Source organism: Ruegeria sp. YKSD179 (assembly GCF_059612885.1).
Window position 1 is genome coordinate 138,106 of the sequence record NZ_JBXWRL010000004.1, and the last position, 15,621, is coordinate 153,726.

The 15,621-nt window shown below is 52.5% G+C and carries 17 protein-coding genes; 15 read left to right on the forward strand and 2 right to left on the reverse strand.

Annotated features, from left to right (window positions below; all coding sequences use genetic code 11):
• Window positions 1-30: 30 nt before the first annotated feature.
• From AC2FNE_RS03775 to AC2FNE_RS03815, 9 genes are all read left to right on the forward strand, one after another.
• Window positions 31-909, forward strand: coding sequence for a lysophospholipid acyltransferase family protein (locus AC2FNE_RS03775; protein WP_170606810.1), 879 nt, complete (start codon window positions 31-33; stop codon window positions 907-909).
• A gap of 8 nt (window positions 910-917) precedes the next feature.
• Window positions 918-1,727 carry a glutamate racemase gene (locus AC2FNE_RS03780; protein ID WP_170606812.1) on the forward strand — a complete coding sequence of 270 codons (810 nt, stop codon included), beginning with the start codon at window positions 918-920 and terminating at the stop codon, window positions 1,725-1,727.
• Window positions 1,728-1,820: 93 nt separating this feature from the next.
• A complete protein-coding gene (argC, locus tag AC2FNE_RS03785) occupies window positions 1,821-2,849 on the forward strand; it encodes an N-acetyl-gamma-glutamyl-phosphate reductase (RefSeq protein ID WP_170480380.1) in 1,029 nt (342 codons plus the stop codon).
• Window positions 2,850-2,856: 7 nt separating this feature from the next.
• Window positions 2,857-3,303, forward strand: coding sequence for a cytochrome c maturation protein CcmE (gene ccmE, locus AC2FNE_RS03790; RefSeq protein WP_170606814.1), 447 nt, complete (start codon window positions 2,857-2,859; stop codon window positions 3,301-3,303).
• Between the two features lie 125 nt (window positions 3,304-3,428).
• Window positions 3,429-4,040, forward strand: coding sequence for a holin-associated N-acetylmuramidase (locus AC2FNE_RS03795; RefSeq protein WP_170606816.1), 612 nt, complete (start codon window positions 3,429-3,431; stop codon window positions 4,038-4,040).
• Window positions 4,031-4,600: a holin family protein gene (locus AC2FNE_RS03800; protein WP_496804812.1), complete on the forward strand. Its 570-nt coding sequence runs from the start codon at window positions 4,031-4,033 to the stop codon at window positions 4,598-4,600. Before AC2FNE_RS03795 ends, AC2FNE_RS03800 begins: the two co-directional genes overlap by 10 nt.
• Before the next feature lie 74 nt (window positions 4,601-4,674).
• Window positions 4,675-6,639, forward strand: a complete 1,965-nt coding sequence (locus tag AC2FNE_RS03805; protein ID WP_496804813.1) for a heme lyase CcmF/NrfE family subunit — start codon at window positions 4,675-4,677, stop codon at window positions 6,637-6,639.
• The gene (locus tag AC2FNE_RS03810; RefSeq protein WP_367648167.1) at window positions 6,636-7,097 is read left to right on the forward strand and encodes a cytochrome c-type biogenesis protein; all 462 of its coding nucleotides are present in this window, start codon (window positions 6,636-6,638) and stop codon (window positions 7,095-7,097) included. Before AC2FNE_RS03805 ends, AC2FNE_RS03810 begins: the two co-directional genes overlap by 4 nt.
• A gap of 72 nt (window positions 7,098-7,169) precedes the next feature.
• Window positions 7,170-7,946, forward strand: a complete 777-nt coding sequence (locus AC2FNE_RS03815) for an enoyl-CoA hydratase-related protein (RefSeq protein ID WP_170606821.1) — start codon at window positions 7,170-7,172, stop codon at window positions 7,944-7,946.
• A 9-nt stretch (window positions 7,947-7,955) separates the two neighbouring features.
• Here the strand turns inward: AC2FNE_RS03815 and bmt are convergent, their stop codons facing one another.
• A complete protein-coding gene (gene bmt, locus AC2FNE_RS03820) occupies window positions 7,956-8,972 on the reverse strand; it encodes a betaine--homocysteine S-methyltransferase (RefSeq protein WP_496804814.1) in 1,017 nt (338 codons plus the stop codon).
• A 121-nt stretch (window positions 8,973-9,093) separates the two neighbouring features.
• Complete coding sequence (locus AC2FNE_RS03825) at window positions 9,094-9,411, reverse strand: DUF1476 domain-containing protein (RefSeq protein WP_170480396.1); 318 nt, start codon at window positions 9,409-9,411, stop codon at window positions 9,094-9,096.
• A 307-nt stretch (window positions 9,412-9,718) separates the two neighbouring features.
• Here AC2FNE_RS03825 and purC point away from each other — a divergent pair, with 307 nt between their 5' ends.
• The 6 genes from purC to AC2FNE_RS03855 all read left to right on the forward strand — a co-directional run bounded on the left by purC (window position 9,719) and on the right by AC2FNE_RS03855 (window position 15,490).
• On the forward strand, window positions 9,719-10,474 hold the full coding sequence (gene purC, locus AC2FNE_RS03830) for a phosphoribosylaminoimidazolesuccinocarboxamide synthase (protein WP_170480672.1): 756 nt from the start codon (window positions 9,719-9,721) through the stop codon (window positions 10,472-10,474).
• 147 nt (window positions 10,475-10,621) lie between these two features.
• On the forward strand, window positions 10,622-11,293 hold the full coding sequence (locus tag AC2FNE_RS03835) for a MarC family protein (RefSeq protein WP_170480398.1): 672 nt from the start codon (window positions 10,622-10,624) through the stop codon (window positions 11,291-11,293).
• A 108-nt stretch (window positions 11,294-11,401) separates the two neighbouring features.
• Window positions 11,402-11,632: a phosphoribosylformylglycinamidine synthase subunit PurS gene (gene purS / locus AC2FNE_RS03840; protein WP_170480400.1), complete on the forward strand. Its 231-nt coding sequence runs from the start codon at window positions 11,402-11,404 to the stop codon at window positions 11,630-11,632.
• A 27-nt stretch (window positions 11,633-11,659) separates the two neighbouring features.
• Window positions 11,660-12,328, forward strand: coding sequence for a phosphoribosylformylglycinamidine synthase subunit PurQ (purQ, locus tag AC2FNE_RS03845; RefSeq protein WP_170480402.1), 669 nt, complete (start codon window positions 11,660-11,662; stop codon window positions 12,326-12,328).
• A 36-nt stretch (window positions 12,329-12,364) separates the two neighbouring features.
• On the forward strand, window positions 12,365-14,143 hold the full coding sequence (locus AC2FNE_RS03850) for a sensor histidine kinase (RefSeq protein WP_170480404.1): 1,779 nt from the start codon (window positions 12,365-12,367) through the stop codon (window positions 14,141-14,143).
• Between the two features lie 12 nt (window positions 14,144-14,155).
• Window positions 14,156-15,490 (forward strand): sigma-54-dependent transcriptional regulator, encoded by a 1,335-nt coding sequence (locus AC2FNE_RS03855; RefSeq protein ID WP_170480674.1) that lies wholly within the window; start codon window positions 14,156-14,158, stop codon window positions 15,488-15,490.
• The last annotated feature ends 131 nt before the right edge of the window (window positions 15,491-15,621 follow it).

A 15,621-nucleotide genomic window follows, 5' to 3' on the forward strand; every position in this document is an offset into this window, starting at 1 on the left:
ACAATGGCAGGTCATAGTCCGGAGTTCCCAATGCCCTCGCACCGTCATGTCGCTCGTGACATTTCATATTCCTATTCCGCTGAGACAAGAGGCGGTCGGATGATCATTAAGCTAATGGAAAACACGACGGGTCGACTGCGTTTGATAAAACGCGCCGACGGGTACGAGCAGGAGGTGGCAAACGGGCGGAACTTTTGGTCTGTAATGGTCGAACGATATGGTTTGTCATTGGATGTGGTTGGGGGATCCTTGGCCAACATTCCGAAGGAAGGACCGCTGGTTCTCATCGCGAACCACCCCTACGGTATTCTTGACGGGTTGATGATGGGACACATCCTGTCACAAACGCGTTGCGATTTTAGGATTTTGGCTCACAGAGTGTTTCGAAAAGCCGGCGACCTAAACAGCATCATTCTTCCAATTTCGTTTGACGAGACGAAAGACGCGATCAAGCTGAACCTCCAGACCCGAAAGGCATCACTCGATTATCTTGACCAAGGTGGTGCGATCGGAGTTTTTCCGGGTGGAACAGTCAGTACCGGGGTCAAACCATTCTCTCATCCGATGGACCCGGGTTGGCGCGGATTCACCGCTCGAATGGTTGCAAAATCAAACGCGACAGTCGTTCCGGTTTTTTTTGAAGGCCATACATCGCGCCTTTTCCAGATCGCCAGTCATATGCATTCGACGTTGCGTATGGGTCTATTGATCAAAGAGTTCAAAAAAAGGGTCGATACTCCCGTTGAAGTAGTCATAGGAGAACCGATCGGGCGCGATGTTCTGGACCCGTTGGGAAAGGATACGCGCAAGATGATGGATTTCCTGCGCAAAGCCACGTATGAGCTGTCCCCGAAGCCGCTTAAGTCTTATGACTACGGCTATGAATTCGAGGAACGGCATCGCGCCTGAAGGGGCAAATGGCAGTAGGAATATTTGATTCTGGATTGGGCGGGCTTACCGTCCTGGACGTCGCGCAGAAACGCCTGCCTGACGTTGATTTCCTTTATTTTGCCGACAGCGCGCACGCGCCGTATGGCGTTCGCGATGCCGACAACATCTATGACCTTACCCGTAACGCGGTGCACGACCTATGGGCGCGCGGCTGCGATTTGGTGATTCTCGCGTGTAACACTGCCAGCGCCGCCGCACTGCGCCGGATGCAAGAAGCTGGAGTTCCGGATGGCAAGCGTGTGCTCGGTGTATTCGTGCCTTTGATCGAGGCGCTGACGGAGCGGCAGTGGGGTGATAATTCTCCTCCCAGAGAAGTCGAAGTCCAACACGTGGCACTTTTTGCAACACCGGCAACAGTTTCCAGTCGCGCTTTTCAGCGGGAACTGGCGTTTCGCGCGATAGGCGTGGATGTCGAAGCGCAGGCATGTGGCGGTGTAGTGGATGCTATTGAAGACGGGGATATGATTCTTGCCGAGGCGTTGGTTCGGTCACATGTTGATGCGCTAAAGCGCAAAATGCCCACACCGCAGGCGGCTATTTTAGGATGTACCCATTATCCGTTGCTGTCTGATACATTTCAGCAAGCGCTTGGATCAGAAGTTAAAGTCTACAGCCAAGGTGATTTGGTTGCAGAAAGTCTTGCTGACTATCTAATCCGTCATCCCAACATGCTGGGCAAAGGCGAGGGCGGTTTCCTGACTACTGGAAAACCTAGCGTCGTCAGTGACCGCGCAACTCAATTTCTCCGACGAAAAATCAACTTTGAGGCGGCCTGACCTAGGTCAAGGAAGGCTCTGCGCGAACAATTAAATTATCGGCCGTCTCGTTGGTCCACAAAACACCTGACGTTTAAGTGAAAGAGGTCTGGCATGACCCACAAAATCGCAATTCTTGGTTCATCCGGCTATACCGGAGCGGAACTTGTACGGCTGATAGCCGAACACCCGAACATGCAAATCGTTGCCTTGTCGGCCGAACGCAAAGCCGGACAATCCATGGCACAAGTCTTTCCGCACCTCCGCCATTTGGATTTACCGGACTTGTGCAAAATCTCCGAAATCGATTTTTCGCAAGTTGATCTGTGTTTTTGCGCTCTGCCGCATAAAACGAGTCAGGCAGTCATTAGGAACTTACCCAAGACGCTAAAGATTATTGATCTGTCTGCGGACTTTCGGCTTCAAGACCCGCAGGAATACGAGAAGTGGTACGGTAATCCGCATTCCGCTCTTGAGCATCAGAAAGAGGCCATTTACGGCCTTACTGAGTTTTATCGTGACGAAATTCGCGCTGCGCGACTTGTTGCAGGTACAGGATGTAACGCTGCGACTGGCCAGTATGTTCTGCGGCCTTTGATCTCTGCCGGAGTTATCGATCTGGATGACATCATTTTGGACCTGAAATGTGCTGTGTCTGGAGCGGGTCGGGCGCTAAAGGAAAACCTTCTGCATGCGGAGCTTAGTGAAGGTTCCAACGCTTATGCGGTCGGTGGTTCGCATCGGCACCTTGGTGAGTTCGATCAGGAGTTGTCAAAGCTGGCGGGCCGTACGGTTCACGTTCAATTCACCCCGCATCTGATCCCCGCAAACCGCGGAATTCTTGCAACTTCTTACGTCAAAGGTGACCCACAGTCTGTTTACGAAACCCTGGCAGCCACCTATCAGCATGAAACCTTCATAAGGATGTTGCCTTATGGAGAAACGCCGTCAACGCATCATGTTCGCGGGTCCAACTTTTGCCATATCGGTGTTGTGGGCGACCGGATTGAGCGCCGTGTAATCGTAGTTGCAGCGTTGGACAACCTTACGAAAGGCAGCAGTGGCCAAGCCTTGCAGAATGCAAACCTGATGTTAGGTGAAGATGAGACTACGGGCCTGATGATGGCTCCTTTGTTCCCATGAGGCACCAATGAAAACGCTAAAGAAACGCCGTCGTGTTCAGATCATTCTGGTAGCCATAGTGGCGCTTGCCTTGTCTACCGCGCTCATTGGATATGCGATGCGCGACGGAATTAATTACTTCCGCTCACCCAGTGAGGTGATTGCTGAACCGCCTCAACCTTCGGTCGTATTTCGCATCGGCGGTCTGGTAGAGGAAGGCTCGATTGAACGCGGACAGGGTGAAACTGTGCGCTTTGTCGTAACGGATGGTGGTGAAAGTGTTCCCGTCGCCTTTAAAGGAGTGCTGCCGGACCTGTTTGCTGAAAATCAAGGCATGGTCGGTACAGGAAGTTACGTAAATGGCGTCTTTGAAGCCACTGAAATTCTTGCGAAACACGACGAGACTTATATGCCAAAGGAAGTTGTGGACGCGCTAAAAGAGCAGGGCGTCTATAAGGAAAGTGGCGGTAGCTAAGGAAAAACTCAAAGAAAAGATTTCTGATTAGGCGTTGCGAGGGGAAGCCGCGCAGCGGTTTTTACGTTGTTAATGATTAAATAGATTTTAGGGACAGTTTGTTCAGCAAATGCAGCGGAGAAACGATGCAGACTGTACATCAAATAGCCAAAGAAATTGTCGAGCGTGAAGGTGGTTTCGTGGAAGACCCGGATGATCCTGGCGGGGCTACAAAATTTGGTGTGACCATTCATACCTTACGCCGCCTAGGAATGGACGTAACCGGAGACGGTACGATCGACCGCTCGGATGTCAAAGCTTTGAGCAAATGGCAGGTGGTTGAAATTTTTTTAACCCACTACTTCGAAAAACCAAAAATAGGGCTGGTTCCTAAAGGACTACAACCTTCCTTATTTGATATGTATGTCAACGCCGGAGGTGAGGCGGTTAAAACTTTGCAGGCGTTGCTCAATCAAATGGGCTTCTATGTCGATGTGGACGGGATCATTGGCCCACAAACGAGTAAAGCCGCCCATACAGCCGTAGACCCCGATCCTCAGATGTTACGAGATGCCTACGGGGTGGCGCGGCGTAACTACTATTTTAGGTTGGCAGATCGTCGGTCTACACTCAGAAAGTTCGCACGCACGCGTTCCGGCGCCAAAGGTGGTTGGATAAAACGGGCCGAGGAATTTCTATCGCCCAAATACCACCTCAGTGACGAAGAATTTCAAAACAGGGTTTCTAAATGGGATTGATTTCTGGACTTTTGAGCTTGTTGTTTGGCGGTGAGCGGAATGTTGTGCGCGAAACAGCTGAAGTTTTTCTTGAAAATGCGGAATCTGCAGCAGCGCGGTCGGCCGCACAGCGCGAGCAGGCTTTAATGCAATTCGGTGCAGAATTCCAATTGCAGCCCAAAAGTGGCTTCGATCGTTTTATGGATGGAATAAATCGTTTACCGCGACCCGCGCTTGCATTGGGGACGTTGGGATTATTCGTCATTGCGATGATCGATCCGCTTTGGTTTGCAGAACGAATGCACGGAATTGCATTGGTTCCCGAGCCCCTGTGGTGGTTATTGGGTGTGATCGTTTCATTTTACTTCGGTGCACGCCACCAAACCAAAGCTCAGGAGTTCCAACGTGAAGTTGGGGTGACATTGGCGCAAGCCCCGAAAGTTATGGAAAATTTGGAGGCCTTGGAGCGCTTGCAAAATCGCAGTTCTAGAGATGCCCGTAAGGAGCCAAGCAAACAACGCACCAGAGAGGGCCGCAACCCAGCATTGGATGATTGGCGACGACTTCGAACCGCTGAATAGGCCGCGACACTATGTGCGCGCCGCATCGATAAATGTTAATGGCGCGCCACTGATGCGAGCGGTATATATGTTTCATGATTACAGAGCTCGGCCATTTTGCACTGATCCTGGCTTTCCTTGTTGCCATCGTACAAAGCGTAGTGCCACTGATCGGGGCCGCCAAAAGGTGGAGCGGATGGATGACCTTCGCAGAACCTGCCGCAATCGCGCAGTTTCTGCTTACAGGGTTTTCATTTGGCGCGCTTACATGGGCGTTTGCGTCATCTGATTTTTCACTACGAATTGTTGTTGAAAACAGTCATTCCCTAAAGCCGATGATTTACAAGATCAGCGGCACTTGGGGAAACCACGAAGGGTCAATGTTGCTGTGGGTATTGATTGTCACGATTTTCGGTGCGATGGCTGCAGCCTTTGGCGCAGGCCTGCCACCGACGCAAAAAGCGCGCGTTTTGGCGGTTCAAGGCGCGATTGGAGTGGCGTTTTTCGCGTTTATTCTGTTCACGTCCAACCCCTTTGACCGCATGGCGGTTCCACCTTTTGACGGGCGCGATCTAAATCCACTGTTGCAGGATCCCGGTCTCGCGTTTCATCCCCCATTTTTGTACTTGGGCTATGTCGGGTTAAGCATGGCGTTCAGCTTTGCCGTTGCTGCCCTTATCGAGGGGCGCGTGGACGCGGCTTGGGGCCGCTGGGTGCGACCCTGGACGTTGGCGGCGTGGGTGTTTTTAACCATTGGAATCGCTTTGGGATCTTGGTGGGCCTATTACGAATTGGGTTGGGGCGGCTTCTGGTTTTGGGATCCGGTTGAAAATGCGTCGTTTATGCCATGGCTGCTGGCTGCCGCCTTGCTTCACTCTGCAATTGTCGTAGAGAAGCGCGAGGCTTTGAAAAGTTGGACAATCCTTTTGGCGATCATCGCTTTTGGCTTCTCGTTGATCGGTACATTTATTGTTCGCTCGGGTTTGCTGACATCGGTACACGCTTTCGCAAATGACCCGGAACGCGGCGTATTCATATTGATCATCTTGGTTATCTTTATTGGCGGGGCGTTGACTCTTTTTGCCGCGAGAGCACAAGCAATGGAGGCAAAAGGCGTGTTTGGCGTTGTCAGTCGAGAAAGTGCGCTGGTGCTAAACAACGTTCTCCTCGCAGTCAGTTGCTTTGTGGTATTCTTCGGAACCATGTGGCCGATGGTGGCTGAAATGGCTTTTGACCGAAAACTCTCGGTTGGTCCGCCGTTTTTTAATGCAGCATTCACACCCTTTATGATTGCGTTGGGTATTTCGCTGCCGATCGGGGCAATGCTGCCTTGGAAACGGGGTAGGATAGGGCGTGCTGCATGGTCTTTGCGTTATGCTTTTCTATTGGCCGTTGCGCTTGCCATTCTCGTCTGGACGCTGCAATCCGGACGCAGCGCTCTTGGCCCGGTGGGTTTGTTTCTTGGCATTTGGATCGTGTTTGGCGCCCTCGTGGATTTGTGGAGCCGAACTGGGCGATCTGGCAGCTTGACGCGCCTGTTTCGTCTGCCTGGTGCCGATTGGGGCAAAGCTGTTGCCCACAGTGGCTTGGGCGTCACTATGTTTGCTATCGCCGGACTGACTGCCTGGGAAGTCGAAGATATTCGAGTCGCCCAACCCGGGCAGCCGTTCCAAGTTGGCCAGTTCACCTTGAGTCTCAAGGATGTTCGGCGCGTGCAGGGCCCCAATTACTTCTCAACCACCGCAGATATTAACGTAACGGAAAGCGGGGGGCGTGTTACGACGCTACACCCCGAAAAACGGGACTATCCGGTTGCGCGTATGCCCACCACCGAGGCAGCAATCGACTATCGCTTTTTACGCGATCTTTACGTGGTTCTCGGAGATCAACAAGCTGACGGTGGTTGGGTAATAAGAACTTACATCAAACCGCTGGCCAACTGGATCTGGGGTGGATGTATTCTCATGGCTCTTGGCGGGGCACTTAGCCTATCTGATCGACGTTTCCGAGTTGCTGCAGGCGCACGGAAATCACCAAAAACCGGAGTTCCCGCAGAGTGATACGCTTACTTTTTGTCTTTCTGATGCTGACAAGCCCAGCATACGCGGTTCAACCTGACGAAGTATTGCAGGACCCGGTGCTGGAAGAGAGGGCGCGCAATATTAGTACCGGGCTGCGGTGCTTGGTTTGCCGAAATGAGAGCATCGACGAGAGTAATGCGGAACTTGCCCGAGACCTGCGCATATTGCTACGGGAGAGGTTGGTGGCGGGAGATACCGATCAAGAAGCTGTCGATTTTATTGTCGATCGGTATGGCGAGTATGTACTTTTAAAGCCCACTGCGTCGGGCGCGAACCTGCTGCTTTGGCTGGCCGGGCCAGTCATGTTGCTGATTGCTGGAGCAGTAGGTTTAAATTTTGTCCGGAACCGTTCCAAAACGCAAAGCACTGTTCCAAGCGGTAGCGACACTCTGACCCAAGAAGAACAAGCGCGACTGCGTCAAATACTTGAAGACTGACGCGTAGTTACGCTTTCACTTTCACTGATTATGCGTAAGGGTTTCGTGGAATTCTGCGCGGGTGAGGTTTAAATGGAATACGAACAGGTCCATCTCGACATAACTAATGACTTGGCGGTTCTGACCCTTGACCGGGCAGACAAAATGAACGCGCTGACTAAACGGATGAGGGCAGAGATAACCCACGCGATGAACCATGCGGCCAAGAACGCTCGGGCCGTTGTTATCACCGGGGCAGGAAACGCGTTCTGCTCAGGTCAAGATCTTGGCGATGCGTCAAGTACGGGCAAAATTGATTTGGGACGAGCTTTGCGCGATGAGTATGAGCCTATGCTTAAGTCCGTATATGACTGTCCGGTTCCGACTATAGCGGCTGTTAACGGTCCTGCCGCTGGCGCCGGCGCTAATCTGGCACTGTGTGCGGATGTGGTGATTGCAACCGAAAGCGCTTATTTTATGCAAGCGTTCGCGAAGATCGGATTGATACCGGATGCGGGCGGAACTTGGTTCATGCCGCGTCAAATGGGATTTGCAAAAGCAATGGGCGCCGCGTTGTTTGCTGACAAAATCAGTGCCCGTCAAGCTGATGACTGGGGGCTGATCTGGGAAGCGGTTGCCGATGCTGATTTTGTCACCCATTGGCAAAGGCGGGCTGCTCATTTAGCAAACGGACCCACCGCTGGTTTTTCGGCGATTAAGCAGGCCATTCGCAAAAGCTTTGATCATACACTTCCAGAGCAACTGGAAACCGAGGCCCAGTTACAGGAAAATTGCGGACGCACGCGCGACTTTGCCGAAGGCGTCGTGGCGTTTCTTGAGAAAAGGCCCCCCAAATTTGAGGGCCGTTAAAACCGTCGTTTAGGCCCGGCGACGCCGTCTTGTTCGACGTTCTGGCTGCGCGCCGGTTTCCTCAGTCCCATCAGTTTCGGAAGAAAACGGGCCAAGCGCAGCTGTGATTTGATCCAAGGTCGGGCGAACACCACACGGAACCGTATCCAACGCCTCGCGCATTTTACGCAAATGTGCAGGCATCGTTCCGCAACATCCACCAATTATCGTGGCGCCAGCGTCTCGTGCCATAGCAGCGTACTGTCCCATCAGTTCTGGTGTTCCGTCGTAATGAATATGCCCATCGACGTACTTTGGTATTCCGGCGTTGCCCTTGGAAATAAGCGGACGTTCTGTTCCTTGCGCGACAAAACCTAGAACAGTACGTAAAATATCCGACGAACCAGTTCCACAATTCGCGCCGAATGCGATCGGTGGGTTAGCCAATGTCTCGACGATCTTTGCCAGATCCGCAGAAGTAACTCCCATCATAGTGCGACCCGCAGTGTCAAAACTCATGGTTCCGCACCATGGCATGTCGGCTAGGGCAAAAGCCTCGGCGGCGGCCCGGAACTCTTCCGGCGCGCTGATGGTTTCCACCCAAAGTACGTCGACGCCACCATTTTTCAGGGCGTCCGCTTGTTCGTGGAACATTTCGACCGCATCAGAATGCGACAGACTACCGACAGGTTCCATAATTTCACCTGTGGGCCCCACTGATCCCGCCACGATGACCCGGCGGTCTGCTTGGTCAGCAATTTCACGACCAAGCTCGGCACCAATCCTGTTCAGTTCAGCCACTCGGTTCTGAGCGTCGTGCAGTTTAAGGCGCGCAGCCGTTCCTCCGAACGTATTTGTAAGAAACAAATCGCTGCCAGCGTCGACAGAGCCCTTGTAAAGTGCCCGGATCTTTTCGGGCGCTTCCACATTCCACAACTCAGGCGCATCGCCCGATTGCAAACCCATGTTGAAAAGATTTGTTCCCGTAGCACCATCAGCCAAAATTGTATCGCTGGTTTCCAATAGTTTACTAAGCGCGTTTGTCATTGGCGTAATCCAAATACGGCCATAAGGGCCAAATCATAAAGAGACGCCCCATGTCCCACGACCAGGGCGTCAAATCAAACTCATTAAACTCATGAAGATCATGAGCGCGGTGAAAATAAACTCAGTCGGTCTCGCTCAGCACCTGCGCTTTGGCTTCTGGCAGCAGTTCTGCCATTTTTGCGCGAATTTCTTCAGCCGTGGACAGGTTCCCCAGATCGCCTGCAACTTTTCGCACGACATCTTCGTGACCCGCTTCCTCAAAATCGGCAATTACCACAGATTTGGCATATTCATCGGCTTCCGCACCGGATTTTCCCAGTTTTTCAGCGGCCCAAAGGCCCAGAAGCTTGTTGCAGCGAGCCTGCGCTTTGAACTGCATTTCTTCGTCGTGAGCAAACTTTGCTTCAAAGGCGTTTTCGCGTTCGTCGAACGTGGTCATTGGTTGAGGACCTCATATCACTAATTTCGTTAAACAGATAAAAAAACCGAAACAGAATGTATAGCGAAAATAGCCCATGCGCGACCAATTGCATCGAGAGGGCAAAGAAGGTTCGCAATGTCGAATTCTGGCGTCAAGACTGGAGCGTAGCAAAGGCTCAAACCGTCATGCTGTGAGTGAAAATAGGTCCAAAGCCTTTAAATCTGACCGCAAGCGATATCTCTGACGCTTGCGGGCGGGGGCTGGCTGGAATAAGAGGACGACAGCCGCGCGATCAATGCGCGTAACCGTTATGGAAAGGTCGCCAATGGCGCGTCGCAAGAAAATTTACGAAGGCAAGGCCAAAATTCTATACGAAGGTCCTGAACCGGGCACAATCGTGCAATATTTCAAAGATGACGCCACCGCATTCAACGCGGAAAAAAAGGATGTAATCGACGGCAAAGGTGTTTTGAATAACCGCCTGAGTGAATTCTTCATGACAGGCCTGACACAAATCGGCGTTCCCAACCACTTTATCCGCCGTTTGAATATGCGTGAGCAGCTGGTGCGGAATTGCGAAATTGTTCCGCTTGAAGTGATCGTGCGCAATTATGCCGCCGGGACAATGTCAAAACGCCTTGGGATAGCTGAAGGCACCCAATTGCCGCGTCCAATAGTCGAATATTGCTACAAAGACGACTCTCTGGGCGACCCACTTGTCACCGAAGAACACATCGCTGCTTTTGGCTGGGCCAGTCAGCAGGACATGGACGACATTCTAAGCATCGCGTTAAGGGTCAACGACTTTCTGAGTGGAGTAATGCTGGCTGTTGGCATCCGTCTGGTCGATTTCAAAATAGAAATCGGGCGAATTTTCGACGGTGATTATCAACGTCTGATTGTCGCAGATGAGATCAGTCCCGACAGCTGCCGTCTTTGGGATATCGAAACCGGGCAGAAGTTGGACAAAGACGTGTTTCGCCGAGATCTGGGCAACCTTACAGATGCCTATTCCGAAGTTGCTCGCCGTCTGGGCGTTCTGCCAAAAAGTAATGTCTCTAAGCCGACTCTGATCAACTGATTGTCATTGCAACATTTTCTAGCAAGGCGTCATGGAAATAACGTGACGCCTTTTTAGTTCAAGATGCGCGTTTGACAGCTTCGACAAGAATACAGCATGCTCTGTGCCGAACGATCTTTTTGGTTTACTGTCAAGGCGATATTCAACATGCTCGATTTGTTTGACCAAGCCGTGTTTCTCAAGTTTTTGGCGGCGATCCTCGCTATTTTCAATCCGCTTTATAATATTCCGATTTTCTTGAGCATGACGAAAAACTGCACGAAGGAAGAGCGTCGGCGGGTCGCTTTGATTGTGTCTGTTTCGGTAACGGTCATTGCCTTGATTGCAGTTGTGATCGGTGAGGAAGTATTGGCCGTTTTCGGCATAGACGTCCCATCGTTCCGAATTGCAGGCGGGATCATAATTTTTGGAATTGGAATGTCGATGTTAAGGGCCGATGACCGCTCTCCGGGCGATCAGGCGGCTGCAGCGGAAGGGCACGAAAGAAAGCTAAACTTTGCGGTCGTTCCCTTGGCAATTCCGCTTACTATTGGTCCCGGCACAATCGCGGTGACGATCGTTTTTTCTCACCAACTATCGCATGGCTCCGAAGTGGTGACGCTGGGTTCCGCGGTGTTAATCGCGTGTGCAATTGTTGCATTGGGGTTGCTGTTTGCCGACCAAATTTCTCGCCTCGTCGGAGAAACAATGATCAACGTTTTGACGCGCATCATGGCAATCTTATTGGTCGCGGTCGCCGTTGAGATGGTTTTAACAGGTACATTCAATGCAATCGACGTGCATTACCCCGGATTAACAACGCAATCGGGCAACAATTGATAGACAAAAACTGCCGCCGCACCAAGGGTTGTCCAACAAGGCCAAGCAGGATATTCCCCACCCATCGGAACACGCCAGTTCCATGATCTTCAGGTGGAGTTTACGAAAATGAAGGCACGGGTGCATGTGATGCTCAAAGACGGGGTACTAGACCCGCAGGGCGAGGCGGTTCGGCACGCATTGGGCGCCATGGGCTTTGATAAGGTTGAGGGCGTGCGCCAGGGAAAGGTAATCGATCTTGAATTGGCGGAAGGTGCGACCGAAGCTGATATAACAGATATGTGCGAAAAACTGTTGGCAAACACAGTTATCGAACGTTTTGAAATAGAAATGGTTTAAGTCTTTTCAGAAAACAGAGGGTTAGCCATGCGCGCAGCAGTTATCGTGTTTCCAGGCTCAAACTGTGACAGGGACCTTGCCGTTGCCTTTGAAAGGGCTGGCTTTTCGGTCGACATGGTTTGGCACAAGGACGCCACCCTTCCGGATGGTGTGGATATTGTCGGCGTTCCCGGAGGATTCTCTTACGGTGACTATCTTCGATGCGGAGCGATTGCTGCGCAGTCGCCGATCTGCAAGGCGCTGGTCCAACATACTGAGCGAGGCGGATATGCCATCGGAATATGCAACGGTTTTCAGGTCCTGACTGAAACCGGGATTCTGCCCGGTGCTTTGTTGCGCAATGCTGGTCTTAAATACATCTGCCGAACTGTTGGTCTGCGCGTTCAGACCAGCGACAGTGCATTCACCGAAGGATACAACGCCGGTGATGTGATCGATATTCCGATTGCTCATCATGACGGCAATTATTTTGCAGATGATGAAACTTTGGCGACGTTGAAAGATCAAGATCGGGTTGCATTTACATATGATCAAAACCCCAACGGTTCGCGCGACGACATCGCTGGTATCCTTTCTGGCAACCGCCGTGTGTTGGGCATGATGCCGCACCCCGAGCGTGCGGCGGATTCAGGCCATGGCGGTACGGATGGAGCGGCGCTCTTCCGCGCACTGTCCGGTGTTTTCGCACCGGCATGACTTGAGATCAATGTCACTGGCGCGTAGCGTCGAAAAATGAGTTCAGACGTTCAACCAGAGAGCCCCGGTTTTCTGAGCCGTTTTGGAGGCGGCCCACTAGGCTGGCGCCTGCGAATTGCCGTTCTGGTTCTTCTTCTCGCAACCGTTGTCACTGTTTGGGTTACCAACAGCTTACTTACCAGCAGGTTTACTGAGTCTACGCGCAATCGGGCCGAGCTTCGGCTGGCACTTTATTCTGGCAACTTGCTTAGCGAGCTGCGCCGCAACGCCATCGTCCCACAATTGCTTGCGCGCGACCCGACCCTGATCGGCGCCTTGCAGTCGAGCGACTATACCTTATCGAGCCAGCGACTGATTTCCTTCGTCGAAGAAATTGGAGCCGCTTCGCTGGTATTGTTGGATGGCGATGGATTGACCGTGGCAGCAACAGACCGAAATCGATTGGGCGAAGGTCACCGCAACACAGCATATTTTGTCGATGCAATCCGCGCGAATGCAACCCTGTTTTCAATTATTCCGCGCGAATCTGGTGGTTACAAGTTCGTGTATTCACGGCGCATCGAGGCGAATTCTGAAGTTCTTGGCGTGATAGTTGTCGAAGTCGACTTACAGAAATTCGAACGAGCTTGGGCGGGTATCTCAGATGCGGTTATGGTGACCGATAGTACTGGCACTATTATTTTGTCGACGGAACCTCAATGGCGTGGATTGGACGAGGGGTCGGCAATGCTTCGGCAACCCCCACAAGGGGCGATCCAAAGGGCCATTCGGGCAACGACAGATTGGACCGCCCTTCCGCCCGACGCTTACCTGCAGGGTGAAGCGGTGATGCGGATGGAAACGCGTATTCCGTTCAGAGGTTGGCAGATGACTTCGTTCACCACCTACTCCTCGATCCGGGAGAAGGTGAACAGCGTTCTGGCCTTGGAAATCATGGGTTTTGCGATTCTCTTGGCCCTTGCGTTCTACGCGCTCAGCCGGCGGGCAACGTCCCGCATGACTTTGTTCCAGCGAGAGTCGGCGGAGCTTCGCGCATTGAACACCAGGTTGCAGCGGGAAATCGCTGAGCGTGAACGGGTGGAAAAGACGTTGGAAGTTGCCGAGCAAACCCTTGCGCAAAGTTCGAAACTGGCCGCATTGGGTGAGATGTCGGCAGCCGTAAGTCACGAATTGAATCAACCTTTGGCTGCGATGAAAACCTATCTTGCAGGTGCGCGCCTTTTACTGCGTCGTGATCGATCAGAGGAAGCATTGGCCAGTTTCGGCAGGATCGATGGATTGATTGAGCGGATGGGCGCAATAACCCGGCAGCTAAAATCTTATGCTCGAAAGGGCGCGGACGCGTTTTCCCCTGTAGATCTTGGCGAAGCGCTGGCTTCGTCTCTATCAATGATGGAGCCGCAGCTGAGGCAACGTCATGTCAAGATTACGCAAATTTTGCCTGAGGAACCTGTGGTCGTGATGGGCGATCGAATGCGGATTGAGCAGGTCATGGTCAACCTCTTGCGAAATGCTCTGGACGCCACCAAATCAATAGATGAACCGGACGTTGAAATCATCCTTGCGGCGGGTGAGACTGCGGTACTGACCGTCCGAGACAATGGGCATGGCATCGAGGATATCGAAAACCTGTTCGAACCGTTTTACACTACTAAACGGCCCGGGGACGGAGTTGGACTAGGCCTTGCTATCTCGTCCGGGATCGTCAACGACCACGGTGGGCGGCTGACCGCACGCAACGGACAAAATGGCGGCGCAGTTTTCGAAATGCAGCTGCCGATACTTGGAAGCGACGGCCTGGAGGCCGCTGAATAACGAGGAATGACTATGGCACAAGCCATGAAGATCGCCATCGTGGACGACGAACAGGACATGCGCCAGTCGATCAGCCAATGGTTGGCGTTGTCAGGTTACGACACCGAGACGTTTGCAAGCGCCGAAGATGCTCTAAAGGTGCTCGGGCCAGAGTATCCAGGGATCGTGATATCAGATATCAAGATGCCCGGTATGGACGGCATCCAGCTGTTGAAGAAACTCATGGGCGCGGACAGCACCTTGCCTGTGATTATGATCACCGGACACGGTGACGTGCCGATGGCTGTTGAGGCCATGCGCGTAGGTGCATTCGATTTCCTCGAAAAGCCTTTCAATCCGGACCGCATGTCGGAATTGGCCAAACGCGCCAGTAATGCAAGAAGATTGACGTTGGACAACCGGGCGCTGCGGCGAGAGTTGTCTGGCGGAACTCAGATTATGAACAAGTTGATCGGCGCCAGCCCGGTTATGGAACGTCTGCGAGAGGATATTCTGGATTTGGGTCAGGCGGATGGTCACGTTTTGATCGATGGGGAAACCGGAACAGGCAAAACACTGGTTGCTCACGCCCTGCACGCCGTCGGTAGCCGTGCGGGCAAGAAATTTGTTTTGGTCTCCTGCGCTGCTTTGGAAGAAGATGCGCTTTCAAAGCGCTTGTTTGGACCGATGATGCCCGAAGACTCGCAACTGCCAGCGATTGAGGAGGCACGTGGCGGAACGCTAGTACTCGAGGATGTCGAGGCGCTAAGCGATACCCTGCAAGCGCGACTGTTGAGCGTGATGAATCAGCAGGGCACTCCGGCAGAGACGAGGATAGTGGCAATCTCGAATTTGCAGGAAGCTGGTAAAACCAGCGAGGATGTTCTGCGGCCCGATTTGTTTTATCGATTGGCTGCACTTCGTATAACAATGCCACCTTTGCGGCAGCGAGGTGAAGATATCCTGACTTTGTTCACCCGCTTAAGCGAGCAATTCGCTGAGGAATACGGCTGCGACACTCCGCAGGTCAGCGCCCAAGAAGCTGCTCAGCTATTACAGGCACCATGGCCGGGGAATGTGCGCCAGTTGATCAACATAGCCGAGCGTGCGGTTCTGCAATCGCGTCGTGGGTCTGGTACGATTGCTTCGCTTTTAATGTCCGACCATGAGGAAATGCAGCCGGTTATGACAACTGAAGGCAAGCCGCTTAAGGAATATGTCGAGGCATTCGAAAGGATGCTGATCGACAACACCATGCGTCGCCACAAAGGTTCGATCGCTTCAGTTATGGACGAACTCTGTCTACCGCGCCGGACCTTGAACGAGAAAATGGCGAAGTATGGGCTGCAGCGGTCAGACTATTTGTAAGCGCCAATTGTGGCCCCAAACTTCCTGAGCAACCAATTTAATTCACGTTTGCGAACTTTTTACCTAATTGAAGTGCACCCGCGTTAAGTTCGTAGGATGCAATTCAGTTTGCCCATTGTCTTTTCCGCAGG